A 21,191-nucleotide genomic window follows, 5' to 3' on the forward strand; every position below is an offset into this window, starting at 1 on the left:
AGCCCGGCACAGTGCCGGGCTTTTTTATATTCCGGTGCCGGTTGATAGGGTTCAGATTCAGAATATTCTTAGCCTTGTGGTAGGATATCGCCCCTCTTTTTCGGTCAACGAGACGGCACAGTGCACGACAACACCTTCCTTCCCGATTACTTTTTACGCCACATTGCGGCCATCATGCCGGCCCATCTCTCGATGGATGACTTTGTGGCCAGTTGTCGACGTCCGCTGCGCCGCAGCATTCGGGTCAATACCTTGAAGATAGCCGTCTCGGATTTCGTCGCCCTGATGGAGCCACTGGGTTGGCAGCTCGACCCTGTACCCTGGTGTGATACCGGCTTCTGGCTGACCCGCAGCGATGAAACCGTCCCCCTTGGCAACACCGCCGAACACTTGAGCGGGCTCTTCTACATTCAGGAAGCGAGCTCCATGCTGCCGGTGACGGCGCTCTTTGCCAGCGACAAGATCAAAGCGGATGGTATGTTGCTGGATGCAGCGGCGGCCCCCGGCTCCAAGACCACCCAGATAGCCGCCCTGATGAACAATCAGGGGATGCTGGTTGCCAACGAGTTTTCCAGCAGCCGGTTGAAAGTGCTCAGCGCCAATATCCAGCGCTGCGGAGTGACCAATGTAGGTATGACCCATTTTGATGCTAAGGTATTTGGCCAGTGGTTGCCGGAGACATTCGATGCCATCCTGCTCGATGCCCCCTGCTCCGGTGAAGGTACGGTGCGCAAGGATGAAGATGCGCTGCGCAACTGGAGCATCGAGAGCATCGACGAGATTGCGGCAGTGCAGCAGGGGCTGCTGGAGAGTGCCTTCCATGCCTTGAAACCGGGCGGCGTACTGGTCTACTCCACTTGCACCTTGAGTGAGCAGGAGAATCAGGCGGTCTGCCAATCCCTGCTGGACAAGTTTGGCGATGCCTTGAGTTTTGACTCGCTGGCTGACCTGTTCCCCCATGCAGAGCAGGCCTGTACATCCGAGGGATACCTGCACGTTTGGCCTCAGATCTTCGACAGTGAAGGCTTTTTCGTCGCCAGATTGCGCAAACATCACTCGGTGCCCAACACCATGTTCAAGCCGGGCAAGCTGGGAAAATTCCCTTTTACGCCGCTTCCTGCCAAAGAGGCGGAACCCATATTGTGCGAGATCGAAGCCAACTTCGGGGTGGCACCGCAGGGTCAGCTGTTTGGCCGAAATGACGAGATCTGGCTCTTCCCCCAGCGGTTTGATCAGGTGCAGGGCAAGTTGCGCTTCGATCGCATCGGCATCAAGTTGGCCGAGACCTTCAAGAAAGGTTATCGCCTCACTCATGAGTGGGCACTGGCCTATGGCGATAAAGCGAGCAAGGGCGTGGTCGAGCTTGATAGCGCCAATGCACGGGAATTCATGATGGGACGGGACGTCTGGCCAGAACAGGATGCGGGCGCTGGCGAGGTGATCGTCCGCTATCAGGGGCATACCCTGGGCATGGGGAAATGGGTGGGGAGTCGGGTCAAGAATGCCCTCCCCCGCGAGCTGGTGCGTGACAACAATCTGTTCAATGCGTAGTGGGCCGCTCGGTGCATAAGCACTTGAACGAGTCTGAAATACCCACACTCTGGTTGAACTTTTCTTCGGATCTTGAAAAGCCTTGAGCCTTGTCTAAGCTTAAGGCAATCCGAACACCAGTTAGCGCACGGCTCTGCAAGGAGCCAATTCCCCTATGCCAGGTACAAGGAATTCGTACCTGGCTTTTTTTATCTCTTCACGTATCGCTGTTACTTCACTTTTGTGTCTATCCAACAGTCTCTTCGACCTGTATGGCGACTCTGTTTTCAAACGGAGGTTCTCTACCCAACTCATGTTGGTAGAGCAGATCGATCGCCTGCTCGATGAGTGATGCCTGACTGTCTTCGAGATGAAGACCAAGTGCGGCCAATCGTTCGGCGTGGCGATTGCTGATCCAGCATTGCAGCCGGGTATGGGTCTCCTGCTTGCGTTTTACATGTTGGCGCTGCCGCTCGGCATTGTTTTGGGGCCCCGCCTCTTGCTCTTCACGCACTGTCATTTCTTGGCTCATATGTCCTTGCGATATTACGTTTCCGAGTTTGTTATCTCTCATCACATGCCATTATCCATTGGAAGATGCCCCTTCCACCTTGGGCTGCTGGCTGCACGGCAAATATATCATCAGATCAACAAGATATCATTTAACATAAAAAATGCAGTAGCGCAGTTGTGTCAAAGCAAGCCATCAAGGGCATGATCGGAGAATTTATGGGCGTCATCGAAGTACTCCTGCAGGGTTCGCATATCCTTGTGGCGCGTCACCTCGATGATCTTGTTCATCGGTTTGCCGGCAGTCACGGCAGAGGTGATAAATCCGCGCCGCAGGCTGTGGCCACTGACGTAAAGATCGTCAATGGCTTGACCGGTTCGCCGCTTGATCATCAGATTGATGCCTTGTGGGCCGAGTGGTTCGGCCATCAGTTGACCCCAGCGGTTCATGCGCCGAAATAGCGGCCCCTCGCTGATCCGGCTTTTGTGTAGCCACTTTTGCAGTGCCGATACGGGGCAATAGTGCTTGCCCGGGATCAGGGCTATCTCGGTTTCATGAAGCTGATGCTTGCTCGGTTTGAGACGAAGGCGGATCCCCTGCCCCACAAAATCGAGATCGCTCACCTCAATTCGGGCCGCTTCCGAACGGCGCAAGGCGCCACTGAACATCAGCAGTAGCAGGGTGTGATCGCGCAAACCCGCCAGATCACGGGTGTCGATGCCATCCAGCACCTGGGTCAATGGCTGCAGCGTCAGAGCGCCGGTTTTGCGCTTGCGGTTATCCCCCAACCTGACAATACCGCGCATCATCTCCTTGATTTCGGGATGTTCGGTGGGCATGGGGTGAATCCCTTTCTGTTTGAAGGCATAGCGGATACCGGCTAGCCGTCTCACCAGGGTTGCCGGTTTTCGAGGTTCACCGTTACGCAGCTCTCCCTTCCCCTCCTCTTTATCCAGCCATACCCAGTCGGCCAATACGCCGTCAGCCTGATCTGCGAGAAAATTCATGATGTCGTGATGGGTGGTTTGCAGTGGATCCAGCCCGTGTAATTGGCACCAGAAGACAAAAATACGGGTATCCGCCTGATAGGCATTGAGGGTGGAATCCGCTTTTGCACTGCGCAAAAAGCGGCGTGCCCGACTATTTAGCTGTGCATCGAAAACAGTCTGCAGTGACTGATGAGCCGGATTGGACAAGGTTGGATATGCCACGGAACTCTATGATTCATATGTAGTTTGAGAGGATCTTACAGGATCCTCCACACACATCAAGTATCGATAATGAATATTATCGATACTTATAGTCTGATGTTTTTATACCGTTTGGCCACATTAGATAAACGAAACATCAGAATATGATTCTACTCAAGTTTGTATGGATGAGCAGGTTACATTGGCTGGGGAGTGTTAGAGATAACATGGTTCGGTATTGATATTCAGGTGGGTAATCAGCTTGGTATTTGAAATATAAAAGCCCCGAGCAACGGGGCTTCTGTGTTATTTTTTCGCCAGTTTGAACAGTTCAAAGAAATTCCGGCTGGTGGCTTCTGCCAATTCATTGAGCGGAATATGACGCAGGTCAGCAATAAACTGCGCAACGTCTCGCACAAAGGCGGGTTCGTTCTCCCTCCCCCGATGCGGTACGGGGGCAAGATAGGGCGAGTCGGTCTCGACCAGCAATCTGTCGAGGGGCAGAGCCTTGACCACCTCTTGCAGGGCGGACGCATTTTTGAAGGTGGCGATCCCGGAGATTGAGATATAGAACCCCATCGCCATCGCGGCTTGTGCCATTTCGAGGGATTCGGTGAAGCAGTGCAGCACACCGCCCACCTGATCAGCGCCCTCTTCACGCATAATCTGCAAGGTATCTTGCTGGGCATCGCGGGTATGGATGATCAGCGGCTTGTTCAGCGCGCGAGCGACCCGGATATGTTCGCGGAAAGAGGCTTGCTGAACCTCCTTGTTCTCGGGCGAGTAAAAGTAATCGAGACCGGTCTCACCGATGGCCACCACACGTGGATCGGCAGCTTGCTTGAGCAGCAACTCGGCATCGACACCGGGTTCCTGATTGAGCGGGTGTACCCCGCAAGAGGCAAACACCTGGGGATAGGGCGCGATCGCCTCAAGCATGGTCGGGAACTGTGCCTGAGTCACACTGACACAGAGAAAATATCCCACGTCCAGTTTCGCGGCCTTTGCCAGTACATCAGCCATGCTGGTCTGCTTGCTGCCATAGCTGAGGCGATCGAGATGACAGTGGGAATCAACGAGTAACATATAAAACCTTTCTGCTTGTCGGTACTTATAACCAGCGACTGAGCCAGTTCATCAGATGGATGGTGGGATTGGAGAGCTGACCCGGCTGGCATGCCGCTTTCAGGGCAACCAGATCTTGTTCTGCCTCCAGCAGTTTTTCGCTGGAGTGCTGCTCCGCCAACCGTTGACTCAAAATGGCCAGATCAGGCATTGCCAGCTGATGGTGACCACATCCGGCCTGGGTTTTCAGGGCATCGCACAAGAAGAGCTGCAACCAGTGCAACCTGACCTGCGTCTCCTGACCCAGCTGGCTGCACAGTGCCGTCGCCTTGACCGGACTTTGACTCAGGGCGACAAACTGTTCCAGCAATTCGCGGCGAGTACCGTCCTGTTGCTGCTCGATATAGTCGAGTACCCGCAGCGGGGCCCCCTGACAGATCCGCACCTGAGCCAGAGTGGCCTGATGACCCTGCTCGGCCAACCAGCGTACTGTTTCCCCTTCCGCAGGCAATTGACAGACATGTTTGTGACAGCGACTGAGAATGGTGGGAAGCAACCGGGAAACCTGGGAGGCAATCAGCAACAGCAAGCTGTCGCCGGCCGGCTCTTCCAGGGTTTTCAGCAGGGCATTTGCCGCCGATTCGGTCATCCGCTCCGCATCAGGAATGATCACCACCTTGCCACGGCCGAGCTGGGTAGAGCCCTGCAGCCGGGTGCAAATCTCGCGAATGGCCTCGACCCCGATGGTCTTGCTGTCGCGCGTTATGGTGCCGAGATCCGGGTGGTTGCCCTTGTCAAACAGCTGGCAAGAGTGGCACTGACCACACGGCTCTCCACGATCCGGTTGTTGGCAAAGGTGCAAACGCGCCAGCCGCTCAGCCAGTTGCTCCTTGCCAAGACCGGGATCGCCCAGCAACAACCAGGCGTGGCCGAGACGACCGGACTGGGCCGTCTGGCTCAGGGCATGCCAGTCAGGGATCAGCCAGGGATACATAGCGGCTCGTTCGACAGATAGTGATCCAATGCACACTCGATGGCCGCTTTGACCTGTTCCGGCGTTTGTGCAGCATCGATCACCACAATGGAATCATCCTTGGCGGCCAGTTCGAGATAACGAGTTCGGGTACGCTCGAAGAAGCTCAGTTGCTCCAGTTCGATGCGATCCAGCTCGCCGCGATGGCGCGCGCGCTGCAAGCCAAGGGCTGGATCGATATCGAGATAGAGGGTGAGATCCGGCTTGAAGTTGCCGAGCACTGCCTGCTTGATGGCTCCGATAAGCTGTGCATCGATACCACGGCCGCCACCCTGATAGGCCTGGGAGGAGAGATCGTGGCGATCCCCCACCACCCAGACACCGTCGGCCAGTGCGGGTTTGATGCGGGTCTCCACCAGTTGTACCCGGGAGGCATACATCAGCAGCAATTCCGCCTCGATGGTGAGGCGCTCGTCGTGCACCTCTTTGACGATGGCCCGCATCCGCTCGGCCAGTGGCGTACCACCCGGCTCGCGGGTGCACTCGATCCGGTTGATGCCGTGGCGCTGCAGATAGTCGGTCACATAACGCACGGCCGAGCTCTTCCCTGCCCCTTCCAATCCTTCGATCACAATAAATTTAGACATTAGGGTTTCTTCAATATGTATTCGCGAACCGCCCGATTATGTTCGTCGAGGGTCTTGGAGAAATAGTGGGCTCCGCCCCCCTTGGCGACAAAATAGAGATAGTCCGTCGATTTGGGGTTAAGCGCAGCTTCGATGGAGGCCTTGCCCGGCATGGCAATAGGCGTGGGCGGCAGGCCGTCGATCACATAGGTGTTGTAGGGATTCTTGTCGGTCAGATCGCTGCGACGAATATTGCCATCGTAGCGATCCTTCACCCCGTAAATGACGGTGGGATCGGTTTGCAACTTCATGCCCAGACGCAGTCGATTGACAAACACCGAGGCGATCTGCGCCCGCTCGTCCGGCTGTCCGGTCTCTTTCTCGATGATGGAGGCCATGATCAACGCCTCATAGGGCGTTTTGTAAGGCAGGTTGGCCTGACGTTTCTCCCAGCTCTGCTGCAGGAAAGTCTCCATATCCTGATGGGCGCGACGCAAGATCGAGAGATCGCTGGCATGGGTGGTATAGGCGTAGGTTTCCGGCAGGAACCACCCCTCCAGCTTGCCATTCTCGATGCCGAGCTCCTGCGCCAGGTCGGCTTCGGATTGCTCGACGGTCAATCGCTCAAGGTATGGGGCGCTGGAGAGCTGCTTCTGCCAATCCTCGAAACGGGAACCTTCAACGAAGGTGAGGCTGAAGTGAAACTCCTTGCCCGATGCGAACAGAGAGAGGGTCTCCTTGAGAGGGGCCCCTTCCTTGATTTCATAGGTGCCCGATTTGATGGCCACCAGTTCGGGATGGCTGCGCAGCCAGAGCCGCACCGCCCAGGGGCTGGCTTCCCCCTCCCCCAGTTCGGCGATGAGGCGCGCCGCATGGGCGCCCTTCTCCACCGTAAAGAGCCGGGTCGGCCCCTTGTTGGTGAGCGTCTCTACCTGTTGCCATTTGTAATGTACATAGCCCCCGGCAGCGGCAACCGTCAGTGCCGCCCCCGCGAGCAGGGTGTAAAGCCGATTAAACTTCAATGACCAAACGCTCCTGTAAACGGCGACTCAATACCGCTGGGGGATAGTGAATATCCTCGATGCCATTGACCGGCACGATCCCCATCAGGGTATTAGTGAGCCACACCTCTTCCGCCTGCCATAGTGACTCCAGCGGAGCCTCTACCACACGCAACTCAATACTCATCTGTTTCAACATCGCCACCACCTGGCGGCGCATGATGCCATCGACACCACCGCGGGCGAGATCGGGCGTAAACACCGTCTTGCCCCGACGCCAAAACAGATTGGCACTGACCCCTTCAATGAGAAAACCGCGACTGTTAAGCACTATCCCTTCGACTGCATTTCGGCTGACAAGTTCGCTTTTCAGCAATACCTGCTCCAGACGATTCAAGGTTTTAAGCCCGGCCAGCATGGGGGCATCACCGATCCGCTGGCGGCACACCACCATCTCGATCCCCTCCTGTTGCCACTGGCCATAGTGAGACGGAAATGGGGCCAGAGTGACAATCCGGGTTGTGTGCTGACATCCGCTGCCGTCATAGCCCCGCCCCCCCTCGCCGCGGGTCAGGATCACCTTGGCCACGCATTGTGGCTGCTCGGCCACCATCTCTTCAACCTCCCGGGTCAAGAGGTCCCAGTCCGGTTCAACCAATCCCAGCCGGTTATTGGCCAGCTGCAACCGTGCCAGATGGGCAGGCCACTGCAACATGCGACCCTCCCTGACCGCCATGGTGGTGAAATGACCGTCACCATAAGCCAGCCCCCGATCATAGGCCGAGATGGTATCAAGCTTCATGCCATTGATAAGCAAAGGGATCCCTCCGATAAAAAAGGCCCGATACCGGCAGTATCGGGCCTGTGTCTTTGCCCTGCGGCAAATTATACGCGTTTGAAGATCAGTGAGCCATTGGTGCCGCCAAAACCAAATGAGTTGGAAAGGGCGTACTCGAAGCTGCCAGGCTTGGCCACATGGGGTACCAGATCCAGATCGCACTCATCATCCGGGTTGTCCAGGTTGATGGTGGGCGGAGCCACCTGATCACGCAGGGCCAACACAGTGATGATCGCCTCGATGGCACCGGCGGCGCCCAACAGGTGACCGGTCATGGACTTGGTGGAGCTGACCATCAGGGATTTGGCGTGCTCACCAAACACCGACTTCATGCCACGCAGCTCGGCCACATCACCCAGCGGTGTGGAGGTGCCGTGCGCGTTGATATAACCAATCTGCTCGGGGGCAATGCCGGCATCCTTGATGGCATTTTTCATGGCGCGAGCGCCACCGTTGCCATCAGCAGGAGGCGCAGTCATGTGGTACGCGTCACCGCTCATGCCAAAACCGACCAGCTCGGCGTAGATCTTGGCGCCACGGGCCTTGGCGTGTTCGTACTCTTCCAGCACCAGTACACCGGCACCGTCACCCAGCACGAAACCATCGCGATCTTTATCCCACGGACGGCTCGCTTTTTGCGGCTCGTCGTTGCGGTTGGAGAGTGCCTTGGCGGCAGCGAAGCCACCCATCCCCATCGCGGTGGAGGCTTTCTCGGCACCGCCGGCGACCATCACGTCGGCATCACCGTAAGCGATCATCCGGCCAGCCATGCCGATGGCATGGGTACCAGTGGTACAGGCGGTGGTCACGGCGATGTTCGGCCCTTGCAGACCTTTCATGATGGAGAGATGACCGGACACCATATTGATGATGGTGGACGGAACGAAGAAGGGACTGATCTTGCGCGGGCCGCCGTTGACCAAGCTTTCGTGGTTCTGTTCAATCAGACCCAGACCGCCGATACCGGAGCCAATCGCCACGCCGACACGTTCGGCATTCTCTTCATTGATGGTCAGGCCGGAATCATCCAGCGCCTGCATACCGGCCGCGATGCCGTATTGAATGAAGAGATCCATCTTGCGAGCGTCTTTACGGTTGATACCGTACTGCTCGGGATCGAAATCCTTGACCAGACCTGCGAAGCGGGTTGCAAACTCGCTGGCATCAAAATGTTCGATAAGGGAAATGCCGCTCTGCCCGTTGAGCAGTGCTTGCCAGCTGGATTCGGCAGTGTTACCCACCGGGGAAAGCATCCCCAAGCCGGTCACCACGACTCTGCGTTTTGACACTGAGGTAGTCTCCGAGAGGTGTTTTGAAAGGGAACAAATACAAGAGAAGCGGCCCTTGGGCCGCTTCTCTTAGAACAGGAACTTATTCCTGATTAGCGGTGATGTAGTCGATAGCCGCTTGAACAGTGGTGATCTTCTCGGCTTCTTCATCAGGAATTTCGGTATCGAATTCTTCTTCCAGCGCCATTACCAGTTCAACGGTATCCAAAGAGTCAGCGCCCAGGTCGTCGACGAAGGAGGCAGCGTTCTTAACGTCTTCCTCTTTAACACCCAGTTGTTCGATGATGATTTTCTTTACGCGTTCTTCGATGTTGCTCATGACCTGAATTTTCCTTTAAAAATACGCTATTTGCGTCTGGTTGGGGTAGTTTATTCAATTGACGTGAGTTTGCAAGTAGCTTGCCGCTGGTCAAACCACGAAATGTGCCAAACTTCGGCGTACTATCGCAAATTTGAACAGATCTTACGACAAATTGATTACACCATGTACATCCCGCCATTAACATGCAGGGTTTCGCCGGTGATATAGGCTGCTTCATCAGAAGCCAAGAATACCACAGCTGCGGCAATTTCTTTTGGATCACCCAAACGGGCGGCAGGCACCTGACTCATGATGCCGGCACGTTGATCGTCATTCAGGGCACGGGTCATGTCGGTTTCGATGAAACCGGGGGCAACCGCGTTCACTGTGATACCACGAGATGCCACTTCCCGCGCCAACGATTTGGTAAAACCAACCAGACCGGCCTTGGCGGCAGCATAGTTGACCTGACCGGCATTGCCCATGGTTCCCACCACGGAGCCAATGCTGATGATGCGACCGTGACGTTTCTTCATCATGGCACGCAACACAGGTTTGCTCAGACGATAAAGCGAGGTCAGATTGGTATCGATGATCTCGTTCCACTCGTCATCTTTCATCCGCATCAACAGGTTGTCACGGGTGATCCCCGCGTTGTTGATCAGGATGTCGATGTCGCCAAAGCGCGCCTTGATGGCGGCGAAGACGGCTTCGATGGATTCCTGGCTGGTCACGTTCAGTGCCATGCCGCAACCATTCTCGCCCAGATAGGCGCTGATCGCCTCGGCACCGCTCTCGCTGGTCGCCGTACCGACCACTTTCGCGCCACGGGCCACGAATGTTTCGGCAATCGCACGGCCGATGCCACGACTGGCACCGGTCACCAACACAACCTTATCGGTAAAGCTCATCACTTGCTCCTGTTTACTTGATCTGGGCCAGCGCCTGCTCGAAAGAGGCGGCATCGTTGGCGTGAATACCTTCTACGCGCTTGTCGATGCGCTTGGCGAGCCCGGTCAACACTTTGCCCGGTCCCATCTCGATCTCGAGGGTAATCCCCTCATTGGCCATCCGCTCGACAGTCTCGGTCCAACGAACCGGGCTGAACAGCTGACGTACCAGCGCTTGCTTGATGGCGGCCGGATCCTGTTCACAGGATACGTCGACATTATTGATGACCGCGATGGTTGGAACCTTGATCTCGATCCCGTCCAGCGCAGCTGCCAGTTTTTCTGCGGCAGGTTTCATCAGCGCGCAGTGAGACGGCACTGAGACCGGCAGCGGCAGCGCACGCTTGGCGCCCGACTCTTTCATCAGCACGTTGGCGCGCTCAACGGCCTCTTTGTGGCCGGCGATAACCACCTGGCCCGGGGAGTTGAAGTTGACCGGAGAGACCACCTGCCCTTGTGCCGCTTTTTCGCAGTTGGCGGCGATGGATTCGTTATCCAGACCGATGATGGCCGCCATGGCGCCGGTGCCTTCCGGTACCGCTTCCTGCATGGCCAGACCACGCAGCTCGACCAGTTTGACCGCATCGGCAAAATCGAGTGCGCCGCTGCAAACCAGCGCGGAGTACTCACCCAGGCTGTGACCCGCCATGACGGCAGGGGTTGCCCCACCCAGCTGTTGCCACAGGCGCCACAGGGCGACAGAGGCAGTCAGCAGCGCAGGCTGGGTGCGCCAGGTTTTGTTCAGATCTTCAACCGGACCATCCATCACCAGGGCAAACAGGTCATAACCCAGCACCTGACTCGCTTCGGCGAAGGTCTCCTTGATCACGGCATGTTGTTCGGCCAGCTCGGCCAGCATGCCAACGGACTGGGAACCTTGTCCCGGGAAGGCAATGGCAAATTGGGTCATCATTGATTCCTTTTAGATAAGACAAAAATGAAATCGGTGACGGGATGATGGGCGCACCATCCCGCCGAAGATCAGAGGCGAACCAGCGCCGAGCCCCAGGCAAAACCGCCGCCAAAAGCTTCCAGCAGTACCAGCTGACCCGGTTTGATCCGGCCATCCCGCACCCCTTCGTCGAAGGCAACCGGAACGGACGCAGCAGAGGTGTTGCCGTGCTTGTCGAGGGTCAGCACCACTTTATCGAGGCTCATACCCAACTTCTTGGCTGTGGCGCTGATGATGCGGAAGTTGGCTTGATGCGGCACCAGCCAATCCAGCTCGCTCGGCTCGATGCCAGCAGCGGCCAACGTTTCGGTTACGATCTCGCTCAGACGGGTGACCGCCACTTTGAACACATCGTTGCCCTTCATATACATATAGGCTTCGAGCTCGGCACCCGGCATGCCGCGACGGGGATGAGGCAGCTTGAGCAGTTCGCCATAACGGCCATCGGCATGAAGATGGGTAGAGAGGATACCCGGCGTCTCGCTGGCACCGACAATCACAGCCCCTGCCCCGTCACCAAACAGGATGATGGTGCCGCGATCTTGCGGATCGCACATGCGGGAGAGCACATCGGCCCCGACGACCAGCACATGGCGGGCAGCGCCAGATTTGACGAACTGATCGGCAATGGAGAGTGCGTAGGTGAAACCTGCGCAGGCTGCAGCCACGTCAAAGGCAGGAATGCCCGGAACACCGAGCAGCCCCTGCAGCTCGCAGGCGGCAGCCGGGAAGGCATTTTCAGCACTGGTGGTGGCCAGCACTATCATATCGAGATCGGCAGCGGTCAAACCGGCTGCATCCAGGGCGCGCAGAGCGGCCTGGTAAGAGAGGGTGGCAACGGTCTCGTCAGCCCCGGCAATACGGCGCTCACGGATACCGGTGCGTTCCACGATCCACTCATCACTGGTCTCAACCATCTGCTCGAGATCGGCGTTGGTACGCACTGAACTCGGCAGGTAGCTGCCAGTACCCAGAATTTTGCTATGCATAGAGTTCTTATAGATCCCTGTCAGAGAAGACAGCTTCAAGGCGATCTGCTATTTGCAGTGGAAGTTGATGTTTGGCCTCTTGTGCGGCCAGCAGGATCGCATTACACAGAGCGCGCCGTTCGGCCCGCCCATGACTTTTTACCACAATGCCGCGCAATCCTAACAGACTTGCTCCGTTATACTGGTCGGGGTTCAGGTAAGAAAAACGCCGTTTGAACATAAATCCGGCGATCCGGCCAAGAAAAGTGCGTTTCTTGCGGGGATATCCGGCCAGCTGGGCCATCATCCGCACCACCCCCTCGGCCGTTTTGAGGGCGACATTGCCGACAAAACCGTCGCAGACGATCACGTCGCTGTCGCCGCTGAAGATGCGATCCCCTTCGACAAACCCGACATAATTGAGCGCGTGGCACTGACGCAACAATTCGGCGCTGTGGCGCACCAGATCGTTGCCCTTAATCTCCTCCTCGCCGATGTTGAGCAAGGCAACACGGGGTGATGCAATGCCTTCTACCTTTTCGGCCACGACAGAGCCCATCACCGCAAACTGCAGCAAGGTATCGGCATCGCAACTGACGTTGGCGCCGAGATCCAGCATCACGGTGCGTTTGCCACTCAATGTTGGCAACGCCTTGATGAGGGCGGGTCTGTCTACCCCGGGTAGGGATTTGAGCACGCACTTGGCCATCGCCATCAGCGCACCTGTGTTGCCGGCACTGACGCAGGCCTCGGCCTCACCGGCTTTCACCAGATTGAGTACCACCCGCATGGAGGAGTCTTTCAGAGTTCGCAACGCCACGATCGGTTTATCGCCCATGCCAACCACCTGGGATGCATGCACGAAACGAACGCGGGGATGATTCAGCAAGCCATGTTGCTGTAGCAGAGAGGAGGTCTGGTGCTGGTCGCCGACCAGGATCAGTTTTAGCTGGGGTAAAAGAGACAGTGCCTGCACGGCGGCAGGCACTGTTTCCGAGGGGCCAATATCTCCCCCCATGATGTCTAGCGCGACAGTTTGCGTAGACAAAGGCAATCCTTAAGCGATTACCTTTTTACCGCGGTAGAAACCATCGGCAGTCACGTGGTGACGACGATGAATTTCGCCACTGGTCTGATCAACAGTCAGGGCAGCGGTGGTCAGCGCATCGTGGGAACGACGCATGCCACGCTTGGCACGGGTTTTACGGTTCTGTTGTACGGCCATTGTAGGCTAACTCCTAAATTCACTTACGTTTAAGCTCTTCAAGAACTGCAAAGGGATTCGGCCGCTCATCAGCAGGTTCGATTTCACCCCAGGTCATCTCCATGTTTCCTCTCGGGCATGCATCCAGAGAATGCATTGCGACTTGAGGCAACGAGAGGATGAGTTCATCCTCCAGGATTTGATGAAGATCTATCTCGCCGTTTTCGTCCAACTCAATGGGCTCATAAGCTTCCGGCAGTTCTTCCTCGTTTGTTCTTTCGAACAGCGGAGTGTAGATAAATTCAGCTTCACAGAGGTGTTCGAATGTCTCTCCGCAACGTTGGCAAACCAGGTCAACCTTGGCATGGGCAGTGCCTTTCATAACGGTCAACTTCTGGACATCTTTGCCAAAGTGCAGTGATACGTCGATATCACTCTGCAAGCCAGCGGTTGATTCCTCCAGCCTGGGCATCTGCGACTTTTCCACTATCCCGATGTAATCGAGCAGCTTCAAGGCACTACGGACTGGATCAACCTTAACGGGCAACTTCACCTTTTGCATAGGGCGCGAATAATATAGGTCCAACAACTGATAGTCAAAGGAAAAAGTCCTTACCGCCGATGATTTTAACGTCACAAGTCCCTAGAATGCCGGTACCTGCTTTCATCGGTAACTCGATTATGCCACAGAATCTGATCCTCGCCTCAACTTCTCGCTATCGCAAAGCCCTGCTGGAGAAGCTCGGTCTCCCCTTTGAATGTGCCGCCCCCGATGTGGATGAGCGACCACTGGCAGATGAATCCGCTCAGGAGTTGGTGGCCCGACTTGCCCGGGCAAAGGCTGATGCTGTCGCCCAACATCGTGATCACGGCTTGATCATCGGTTCTGATCAGGTGTGTGTCTGCAATAATCACATCCTCGGCAAACCGGGCACCATCGACAATGCCATCGCCCAGCTGATGACGGCTCAAGGTCGCAGCGTCACCTTTTACACCGGGCTGTGCGTACTTAACGCTGCAACCAATGAGATTCATCAATTGATTGAACCGTTTACGGTCCACTTTCGCGATCTCGACGAATCCGCCATTCGCCGCTATGTAGAGGCTGAATTGCCCCTCGATTGTGCGGGCAGTTTCAAATGCGAAGGGATGGGGATCGTGCTGTTCAAGGGGCTGGAAGGGCGCGATCCTAACGCCTTGATCGGTCTGCCGCTGATCGGCCTGATCGAGCTGCTGGAGCACCACGGTATTGCCCTGCCCTGATTGCGGGTAAATAGATAAGCTAGATCGAGCATATAAAAAGCCCGGTCAATAGACCGGGCTTCTGTTATCAATCAGATCGATGTCTCTTAAAAAGAGGCGTCTACAACAGCCCGCGAAGAGCCGTCATGGAGTCCACCACCGCCACAGGTCCGTGGCGACTGAGGGCATCCCAACTATCTACACCCCAAGTAACGCCAATGCGCGGCATGGCAATTGCCTCGGCCATCGCCATATCGTGAACAGAGTCGCCAATCATCACCGCCTGCCGGGGTGACAGCCCCAGCTCATCCAGGATCTGCTCAAGCATCAACGGATCAGGCTTGGAGCGAGCCTCATCGGCCCCTCGGCTAGCCACAAACAACGGGCGTAGCCCGGTTTCATCCAATACCCGATCCAGCCCACGGCGTGATTTGCCGGTCGCGACGGCCAGTTGCAGCCCTCGTGACCGCCAATCATGCAGCAACTCCCCTGCCCCGGAAAACAACGGGCTGGGGGTGGCATCGTGCAGATAGTGATGACGATAGCGATCGATGAGTGCGGCAATCTGGCGCTCACCGCTGGTGGCGCCACTGCCACTGCATAAGGGGAACAGACGGGACATGGCGACATCGAGGCTCAATCCGATGATCTGCCGGATCTGGGCTGGTGAAGGTACCGCCAGCACACAATCTCTGGCGGCCCCCTGTACACAGGCCACAATTCGGCCCACCGAATCCATCAGAGTACCGTCCCAATCGAAAATGGCGAGCCGGATATCCTGCATCAGCGTGGCAAGTCGTTGAGGAAGTTGTCGAGTTCAGGTGCCAGCGGCGCTTCGACCTGCATCTCGCGACCATCGGCCGGATGGGTGAAGCTGAGCTTCCAGGCATGCAAAAAGAGCCGTTTTAGCCCTTGGCTGCGCATTTTCTCGTCAAACGCCGCTTCACCGTACTTATCGTCACAGGCGATCGGGTGACCGGCATGCAGGGTGTGCACCCGGATCTGGTGGGTACGACCGGTGATGGGGCTGCACTCGACCAGGGTCGCTTCGGCAAATTGACGCACGATGCGGAACCGGGTTTCCGATGGCTTGCCATCCGCGCTGACCCGCACTACCCGCTCGCCAGACTGCAGATCGTTTTTGCGCAGAGGTGCATTGACCACCTTGACGTGAGCCTGCCATTTGCCGCGTACCAGCGCCAGATATTGCTTGCGCATGGTCTTGACGCGCAACTGCTCATGCAGGCTGCGCAGGGCGCTGCGTTTTTTGGCAACCAGCAATACACCAGAGGTGTCGCGATCCAGTCGATGAACCAATTCGAGGAAACGGGCTTCCGGACGCAGGGCTCGCAGCCCTTCAATCACGCCAAAGCTCAGACCGCTGCCACCGTGTACTGCCATGCCGGAGGGCTTGTTCAACACGATCATGGCATCGTCTTCGAACAGGATCTGGCTCTCCAGACGCTGGATAACCCCGAGGTTGGCTGAAGGCAGCTCATTCTTCTCGGCAACGCGCACGGGGGGTACCCGCACCTCGTCACCTGCGCAGAGTTTGTACTCCGGTTTGATGCGCTTTTTGTTTACTCGCACTTCGCCTTTACGAAGGATGCGATAGATCAGGCTCTTGGGGACGCCCTTTAGCTGAGTCTTGAGAAAATTGTCGATGCGCTGCCCGTCATGCTCAGCTTCGATGGTGAGCAGCTGCACTTGTTGTTGTATCTGTGTCATGGCGCGGATTTTAACACTGCCAGCGCCCCTTGGCTGCATGGTTTGTTGAAAAATGGCGCCTTGCTATAAAAGAGGTTTAAATGGGATAATAAACAAGGTTTTGTCATTGTGTTCAAGCCTTGTACTAAGTGGCCAAAAAGTATGCCACCCAATCCCGAAACACCGTGTATACAAGAACATGACGGTTCCCGGGTGCGAGGTACAACGCATGGAGAACACAAACATCACCGTTTATTTGTCTCCATTTCGGCATCCTTATTCATTCCTTCTCGAGAAGTGATGACCAGAACGCCCTTAGTTTGCGCCTCATGCATACCCCAACCGGGAGGTTGCCCCAGTATGCTGAAGACCCGAGGCCGGCGCTGGCAGGACCCAGATGGAGGAAATCAAAATGACACAATAATGAGAACTCAATGAAAAGAATGCTTATCAACGCAACTCAAGAAGAGGAGTTGCGCGTAGCGCTGGTTGACGGACAACAGCTCTACGATTTGGATATTGAAAGTCCGGGACACGAGCAGAAGAAAGCGAACATTTACAAGGGTAAGATCACCCGCGTAGAACCCAGCCTTGAAGCTGCTTTTGTTGACTACGGCGCCGAGCGCCACGGTTTCCTGCCGTTGAAGGAGATCGCCCGCAATTACTTCCCCTCCGGTTACTCCTATCAGGGTCGTCCCAACATCAAAGAAGTGGTCCGCGAAGGTCAGGAAGTTATCGTCCAGATCGACAAGGAAGAGCGTGGCACCAAGGGTGCAGCCCTCACCACCTTTATCAGCCTGGCAGGTAGCTACCTGGTACTGATGCCCAACAACCCCCGTGCAGGTGGAATCTCCCGCCGCATCGAGGGTGATGAGCGGACCGAACTGAAAGAAGCTCTGAGCGGATTGACCGTGCCGGAAGGCATGGGCCTGATCGTGCGCACCGCCGGTGTGGGCAAGTCGCCGGAAGAGCTGGAGTGGGATCTGAACGTTCTGCTCAACCACTGGGACTCCATCCACAAAGCCTCCCAGGAGCGCGCTGCGCCGGTGCTGATCCACCAGGAAAGCAACGTCATCGTGCGTGCCATCCGTGACTATCTGCGTCGCGATGTGGGCGAGATCCTGATCGACAATCCGGTGATTTTTGAACGCGCCAAGGCCCATATCGAGCTGGTGCGTCCGGATTTCCTCAACCGTGTGAAGCTGTACAAGGGTGAAGTTGCCCTGTTCAACCACTTCCAGATTGAGAGCCAGATCGAATCTGCCTTCCAGCGTGAAGTGCGCCTCCCCTCCGGCGGCAGCATCGTTATCGATCCGACCGAAGCGCTGACCTCCATCGATATCAACTCCTCCCGCGCCACCAAGGGCGGCGATATCGAAGAGACTGCGCTGCAAACCAACCTGGAAGCGGCCGACGAAATTGCTCGTCAATTGCGTCTGCGCGACCTGGGTGGCCTGATCGTTATCGACTTCATCGACATGACGCCGGTTCGCCATCAGCGCGAAGTAGAAAACCGTCTGCGTGAAGCGGTTCATCAGGATCGCGCCCGCATCCAGTTGGGCCGTATCTCCCGTTTCGGTCTGCTGGAGATGTCTCGCCAGCGTCTGCGCCCTTCCCTCAACGAGTCCAGCAGCCACATCTGCCCCCGTTGCCAGGGTCAAGGCGTGATCCGTGACAACGAATCCCTCGCCCTGTCCATCCTGCGTCTCATCGAAGAAGAGGCGATGAAGGACAACACCGAGCAGGTTCACGGCCAGGTGCCGGTGGATGTTGCAGCCTATCTGCTTAACGAGAAGCGTGCTGCCATCGCCAGTCTGGAACAGCGCAATGATGTGCGTGTTTACATCATTCCGAACCAGCATCTGGAAACTCCGCACTACGAAGTGACCCGCATTCGTCAGAACGAGATCCCGGAAGCGGCCAGCTACGAGCTGAAAACCGAGATTGCCAAGCCGGTCTACCAACCGAAGCAAGCTCAGGTGATCGAGCGTGAGCAACCGCTGCTGCAAGGCTTTGCCCAACCGGCACAACCTGCCCCTGTTGCACCGCAACAGCCGGCGGCTCCCGTTACTGCGGCCCCTGCCGAAGCCGGCTTCTTCAGCAAGCTGATCAAAGGCATTACCGGCCTGTTCAGCAGCGATGCAGCCCCTGCCGACGTGAAAGCGCCCGCCGAGAAACCTGCAGCTCGTGAAGCACGCAAGGATGAAGGTCAACGTCACCAGCGCGAAGAAGGCCGTGGCCGTGGTCAGCGTCCTCGTCGTGACGACAATCGTGGCAACCGCAACAATGCGGAAGCAGGCGAGAAGCGTGAAGGTGGCAACCGCGAAGCTGGTGAAAACCGCAATCGCCGTCCGCGTAAAGAGCGCGAACCTCGTCAGGAGCGTGAAGCTCGTGGCGAAGTACGCAGCGAACAACGCATGGAACGTGAACCCCGTCAGGAGCGCGAGCCTCGCGAACCGCGTCAGGAACGTGCGCCACGTCCTGCCCGTGAACCTCGTGCTCCCCGTGAGCCGCGCGCCGAAGTCGTTGTTGATGCAGTAGACGCCGTTGATGCAGCTGCCGCCCAGCCACGTCAGGAGAAAGAGCAGAAAGTGGCCGAGCGCCGCGAACGTCGCCAACTGCGCAAGCAGATCCGCGTCGATGTCGCCGCTACTGACACCCCTGCCCTGCCGGTTGACGAAGTACCTGCGCAAGCTGAAGTGATCGATGCCACCGTGGGTAACGAGCAGGAAGAGCAGAGTGAAGGCCAGCGCCGTTCACGCCGCACTCCGCGCAGCCAGCGTATCGAAGGACAGCGCCGCAAGCGCATCAACGAAGATGCCCGCAGCCAGCGTGATGAAGAACAGCAAGATACTACCACTCTGACCACCGCAGCCCAGGCAGATATTGCCAAAGCGCAGGTTGAAGAGCCGGTAGTGCCCGTTGTTACCATCCCGAGCGCTGAAGCCGTCGCAGCTGCCCTGCAAGCCTCTGCCGCACTGACCGAGCATGTGGTTGTCGAAACCGTTGCAGAAGAAGCTGCCGAACAGGCTGCAGCCCAGGTTGAAGCAACTCAAGCCGATGTGAGCGCTAGCCCGGTTGTTAACGCTGTCGCTGAGGTCGTGGTGCCAGCAGAGCCGGAAGTTGCCGTTGTCGCCGCTCCGGCTATCGACGTGGTGGCTGCTGAAGTCGTTGAAACTGCTCCGGTGGTTGAAGAAGCTCCTGCTGTCAACACTCCTGTCGTGGAAGCTGTACCGGCTGCAGTCGAAATGCCAGCTGATGTTGTCGAAGCCCCGGCACCTGTCGCTGCCGTTGCGATTGAAGAGACTCCGGTCGTTACAAAACAGGTAGCTCACGGTGCTGGCCTGTTGGCTCGTGCCCGCAAAGCATCCGCGCCGATGGCAACCCCTGCCGAAGCCCCTGCCCTGCCTGCCCGTGAGCCGGTTAACTACCCGCCGCTGGTACGCAACGAAGTGAGCACATCAGGTCGTCATGGTGGCAGCACAGCCGCCGTCAACGTGGCCACCTGCCCGGCCGGTCGCCCCTAAGCAACCCGGGTTGATCCCCTAAACAAAAGCCACACCAACCGGTGTGGCTTTTTTATTTCTCTTTGTCCCGTCCTGAATATGGTTTACACCTTTCCCCCAATAAATGGAGAACCCGATGGGACAAGGTGTGAAACGGACACAGCGCGATTACTCGCTGACTTTTAAACTGGCACTGGTCGAGCAGATTGAAAAAGGCGAGCTCACCTACAAACAGGCTCAGGTGCGTTATGGCATTCAGGGCCGCTCCACCGTTCTGGTATGGTTGCGTAAACCTAGTCGGCAAGATTGGAGCCAGGGGGCTTCTGTTCGTGCCGGCAGGAGCATCACCATGCCTGACCCCGACAACCAGACGCCCGAACAGCGTATCAAGGAACTCGAGCAACAGCTGGCGCTGATGAGCCAGAAGGCCCAGTTCTTTGAGGCCGTCGTCGATGTACTGAAGAATGACTACGGCGTCTCCATCGTAAAAAAGCGACCCGGCAAGTCCTCTCGCAGCGGCAAGTCGAGAGGCTGACCATTGTCAGGGCTTGCCTGTTTCTCGGGATAAGCCGGCAGGCTTACTACAAGCGCAATCGGGTCGCCGACGAGCGCCATGCACAGGGATTGCAGGTGGTGCGCTTCGTGCGTCAGGTTCGACTGCGACAACCGCGGGTGGGCACTCGCAAGCTGCATTATCTGCTGCAGGGTCAGGATGATGACGGGCTCAAGGTCGGGCGGGACAGGCTGTTTCGGATATTGACCGAGCACCGCCTGCTGGTGCCACCCAGACGGGCGTATCACAAGACCACCCACAGTTTTCACCGTTTCTACCGTCATCCCAACTTGCTCAAGGCGGGGCCAGAGCAGGTTACGCCGGTGGCCCCGGAGCAGGTCTGGGTTGCAGATATCACCTATCTGCCAGCCAGGAGCGGACCGCTGTACCTGAGCCTGGTGACGGATGCGTACTCACGCAAGATAGTGGGCCATCACGTGCACGAAGGGATGCATGCCGAATCGGTGGCGATGGCGTTCAAGAAAGCGCTGAAGCAACGGCGTGGCGGCGGGGAGCTAATCCATCACTCGGACCGCGGCGTGCAGTATTGCTCGGGACTGTATCAATCATTACATGAACGGTACGGGGTGAAATGCTCGATGACGGATGGGTATGACTGTTATCAGAATGCGTTGGCGGAGCGGGTGAACGGGATTTTGAAGGGAGTGTTGCTACAGGAAAACGCCCTGCTTTCTCCTGTATTTGCGCTTGTATATCTCTGAGAAAGTTCATTCAAAGCGTTAATTTTTAGCATCACACCTATTGATAATTTTAATGCACAACTT

20 protein-coding genes and 1 pseudogene are annotated in these 21,191 nt (G+C 56.9%); 4 read left to right on the forward strand and 17 right to left on the reverse strand.

Annotation, left to right across the window (positions count from 1 at the left end; genetic code table 11):
* The first annotated feature begins 120 nt into the window (after positions 1 to 120).
* A complete protein-coding gene (rsmF, locus tag I6L46_RS06605; protein ID WP_216977694.1) occupies positions 121 to 1,551 on the forward strand; it encodes a 16S rRNA (cytosine(1407)-C(5))-methyltransferase RsmF in 1,431 nt (476 codons plus the stop codon).
* Between the two features lie 226 nt (positions 1,552 to 1,777).
* On the opposite strand, the gene I6L46_RS06610 is transcribed toward rsmF, so the two are convergent.
* From I6L46_RS06610 to yceD, 15 genes are all read right to left on the reverse strand, one after another.
* A complete protein-coding gene (locus tag I6L46_RS06610; RefSeq protein WP_216977695.1) occupies positions 1,778 to 2,062 on the reverse strand; it encodes a RepB family protein in 285 nt (94 codons plus the stop codon).
* Between the two features lie 161 nt (positions 2,063 to 2,223).
* Positions 2,224 to 3,252, reverse strand: coding sequence for a site-specific integrase (locus tag I6L46_RS06615; protein ID WP_254203140.1), 1,029 nt, complete (start codon positions 3,250 to 3,252; stop codon positions 2,224 to 2,226).
* A 285-nt stretch (positions 3,253 to 3,537) separates the two neighbouring features.
* Complete coding sequence (locus tag I6L46_RS06620; protein ID WP_005345529.1) at positions 3,538 to 4,317, reverse strand: TatD family hydrolase; 780 nt, start codon at positions 4,315 to 4,317, stop codon at positions 3,538 to 3,540.
* A 25-nt stretch (positions 4,318 to 4,342) separates the two neighbouring features.
* Positions 4,343 to 5,290, reverse strand: coding sequence for a DNA polymerase III subunit delta' (gene holB, locus I6L46_RS06625; protein ID WP_216977696.1), 948 nt, complete (start codon positions 5,288 to 5,290; stop codon positions 4,343 to 4,345).
* Positions 5,275 to 5,916 (reverse strand): dTMP kinase, encoded by a 642-nt coding sequence (tmk, locus tag I6L46_RS06630; RefSeq protein WP_144713191.1) that lies wholly within the window; start codon positions 5,914 to 5,916, stop codon positions 5,275 to 5,277. Before tmk ends, holB begins: the two co-directional genes overlap by 16 nt.
* Positions 5,916 to 6,917 carry an endolytic transglycosylase MltG gene (gene mltG / locus I6L46_RS06635; RefSeq protein WP_042083043.1) on the reverse strand — a complete coding sequence of 334 codons (1,002 nt, stop codon included), beginning with the start codon at positions 6,915 to 6,917 and terminating at the stop codon, positions 5,916 to 5,918. The genes tmk and mltG overlap by 1 nt, the downstream gene beginning before the upstream one ends.
* Positions 6,907 to 7,713, reverse strand: coding sequence for an aminodeoxychorismate lyase (gene pabC, locus I6L46_RS06640; RefSeq protein ID WP_216977697.1), 807 nt, complete (start codon positions 7,711 to 7,713; stop codon positions 6,907 to 6,909). The genes mltG and pabC overlap by 11 nt, the downstream gene beginning before the upstream one ends.
* Positions 7,714 to 7,781: 68 nt before the next feature.
* Positions 7,782 to 9,023 carry a beta-ketoacyl-ACP synthase II gene (gene fabF / locus I6L46_RS06645; RefSeq protein WP_005360452.1) on the reverse strand — a complete coding sequence of 414 codons (1,242 nt, stop codon included), beginning with the start codon at positions 9,021 to 9,023 and terminating at the stop codon, positions 7,782 to 7,784.
* 82 nt (positions 9,024 to 9,105) lie between these two features.
* Positions 9,106 to 9,342: an acyl carrier protein gene (acpP, locus tag I6L46_RS06650; RefSeq protein ID WP_005300909.1), complete on the reverse strand. Its 237-nt coding sequence runs from the start codon at positions 9,340 to 9,342 to the stop codon at positions 9,106 to 9,108.
* A 158-nt stretch (positions 9,343 to 9,500) separates the two neighbouring features.
* Positions 9,501 to 10,235, reverse strand: coding sequence for a 3-oxoacyl-ACP reductase FabG (gene fabG, locus I6L46_RS06655; protein WP_005333159.1), 735 nt, complete (start codon positions 10,233 to 10,235; stop codon positions 9,501 to 9,503).
* Positions 10,236 to 10,248: 13 nt separating this feature from the next.
* Positions 10,249 to 11,184, reverse strand: a complete 936-nt coding sequence (fabD, locus tag I6L46_RS06660; RefSeq protein ID WP_216978024.1) for an ACP S-malonyltransferase — start codon at positions 11,182 to 11,184, stop codon at positions 10,249 to 10,251.
* A gap of 71 nt (positions 11,185 to 11,255) precedes the next feature.
* Positions 11,256 to 12,215: a beta-ketoacyl-ACP synthase III gene (locus I6L46_RS06665; protein WP_040065495.1), complete on the reverse strand. Its 960-nt coding sequence runs from the start codon at positions 12,213 to 12,215 to the stop codon at positions 11,256 to 11,258.
* Positions 12,216 to 12,222: 7 nt separating this feature from the next.
* Positions 12,223 to 13,242 carry a phosphate acyltransferase PlsX gene (plsX, locus tag I6L46_RS06670; RefSeq protein WP_216977698.1) on the reverse strand — a complete coding sequence of 340 codons (1,020 nt, stop codon included), beginning with the start codon at positions 13,240 to 13,242 and terminating at the stop codon, positions 12,223 to 12,225.
* A 9-nt stretch (positions 13,243 to 13,251) separates the two neighbouring features.
* Complete coding sequence (gene rpmF / locus I6L46_RS06675) at positions 13,252 to 13,419, reverse strand: 50S ribosomal protein L32 (protein ID WP_005300935.1); 168 nt, start codon at positions 13,417 to 13,419, stop codon at positions 13,252 to 13,254.
* A 19-nt stretch (positions 13,420 to 13,438) separates the two neighbouring features.
* On the reverse strand, positions 13,439 to 13,960 hold the full coding sequence (gene yceD, locus I6L46_RS06680) for a 23S rRNA accumulation protein YceD (protein ID WP_013723766.1): 522 nt from the start codon (positions 13,958 to 13,960) through the stop codon (positions 13,439 to 13,441).
* Positions 13,961 to 14,079: 119 nt separating this feature from the next.
* Between yceD and I6L46_RS06685 the strand changes: the two genes are divergently transcribed.
* Positions 14,080 to 14,661, forward strand: coding sequence for a nucleoside triphosphate pyrophosphatase (locus I6L46_RS06685; protein ID WP_216977699.1), 582 nt, complete (start codon positions 14,080 to 14,082; stop codon positions 14,659 to 14,661).
* 100 nt (positions 14,662 to 14,761) lie between these two features.
* Here I6L46_RS06685 and I6L46_RS06690 read toward each other — a convergent pair whose 3' ends face one another.
* A complete protein-coding gene (locus I6L46_RS06690; RefSeq protein ID WP_216977700.1) occupies positions 14,762 to 15,424 on the reverse strand; it encodes an HAD-IA family hydrolase in 663 nt (220 codons plus the stop codon).
* Complete coding sequence (gene rluC, locus I6L46_RS06695; RefSeq protein ID WP_201298857.1) at positions 15,424 to 16,368, reverse strand: 23S rRNA pseudouridine(955/2504/2580) synthase RluC; 945 nt, start codon at positions 16,366 to 16,368, stop codon at positions 15,424 to 15,426. Before rluC ends, I6L46_RS06690 begins: the two co-directional genes overlap by 1 nt.
* 413 nt (positions 16,369 to 16,781) lie before the next feature.
* Here rluC and rne point away from each other — a divergent pair, with 413 nt between their 5' ends.
* Both rne and I6L46_RS06705 read left to right on the forward strand, forming a co-directional pair.
* Positions 16,782 to 19,874: a ribonuclease E gene (gene rne / locus I6L46_RS06700; RefSeq protein ID WP_216977701.1), complete on the forward strand. Its 3,093-nt coding sequence runs from the start codon at positions 16,782 to 16,784 to the stop codon at positions 19,872 to 19,874.
* A gap of 115 nt (positions 19,875 to 19,989) precedes the next feature.
* Positions 19,990 to 21,080, forward strand: a pseudogene (locus I6L46_RS06705) (IS3 family transposase); the annotation flags it as partial.
* Positions 21,081 to 21,191 lie beyond the last annotated feature (111 nt).

It is taken from the genome of Aeromonas sp. FDAARGOS 1416, assembly GCF_019048085.1.
Taxonomy (GTDB): Bacteria; Pseudomonadota; Gammaproteobacteria; order Enterobacterales; family Aeromonadaceae; genus Aeromonas; species Aeromonas veronii.

Excerpts from the sequence above, each read along its gene's own strand:
- I6L46_RS06610 (WP_216977695.1), bottom strand. The coding sequence starts at position 2,062 with ATGAGCCAAGAAATGACAGTGCGTGAAGAGCAAGAGGCGGGGCCCCAA.
- I6L46_RS06620 (WP_005345529.1), bottom strand. The coding sequence starts at position 4,317 with ATGTTACTCGTTGATTCCCACTGTCATCTCGATCGCCTCAGCTATGGC.
- holB (WP_216977696.1), bottom strand. The coding sequence starts at position 5,290 with ATGTATCCCTGGCTGATCCCTGACTGGCATGCCCTGAGCCAGACGGCC.
- tmk (WP_144713191.1), bottom strand. The coding sequence starts at position 5,916 with ATGTCTAAATTTATTGTGATCGAAGGATTGGAAGGGGCAGGGAAGAGC.
- acpP (WP_005300909.1), bottom strand. The coding sequence starts at position 9,342 with ATGAGCAACATCGAAGAACGCGTAAAGAAAATCATCATCGAACAACTG.
- fabG (WP_005333159.1), bottom strand. The coding sequence starts at position 10,235 with ATGAGCTTTACCGATAAGGTTGTGTTGGTGACCGGTGCCAGTCGTGGC.
- fabD (WP_216978024.1), bottom strand. The coding sequence starts at position 11,184 with ATGACCCAATTTGCCATTGCCTTCCCGGGACAAGGTTCCCAGTCCGTT.
- I6L46_RS06665 (WP_040065495.1), bottom strand. The coding sequence starts at position 12,215 with ATGCATAGCAAAATTCTGGGTACTGGCAGCTACCTGCCGAGTTCAGTG.
- rpmF (WP_005300935.1), bottom strand. The coding sequence starts at position 13,419 with ATGGCCGTACAACAGAACCGTAAAACCCGTGCCAAGCGTGGCATGCGT.
- yceD (WP_013723766.1), bottom strand. The coding sequence starts at position 13,960 with ATGCAAAAGGTGAAGTTGCCCGTTAAGGTTGATCCAGTCCGTAGTGCC.
- I6L46_RS06685 (WP_216977699.1), top strand. The coding sequence starts at position 14,080 with ATGCCACAGAATCTGATCCTCGCCTCAACTTCTCGCTATCGCAAAGCC.
- I6L46_RS06690 (WP_216977700.1), bottom strand. The coding sequence starts at position 15,424 with ATGCAGGATATCCGGCTCGCCATTTTCGATTGGGACGGTACTCTGATG.
- rluC (WP_201298857.1), bottom strand. The coding sequence starts at position 16,368 with ATGACACAGATACAACAACAAGTGCAGCTGCTCACCATCGAAGCTGAG.
- rne (WP_216977701.1), top strand. The coding sequence starts at position 16,782 with ATGAAAAGAATGCTTATCAACGCAACTCAAGAAGAGGAGTTGCGCGTA.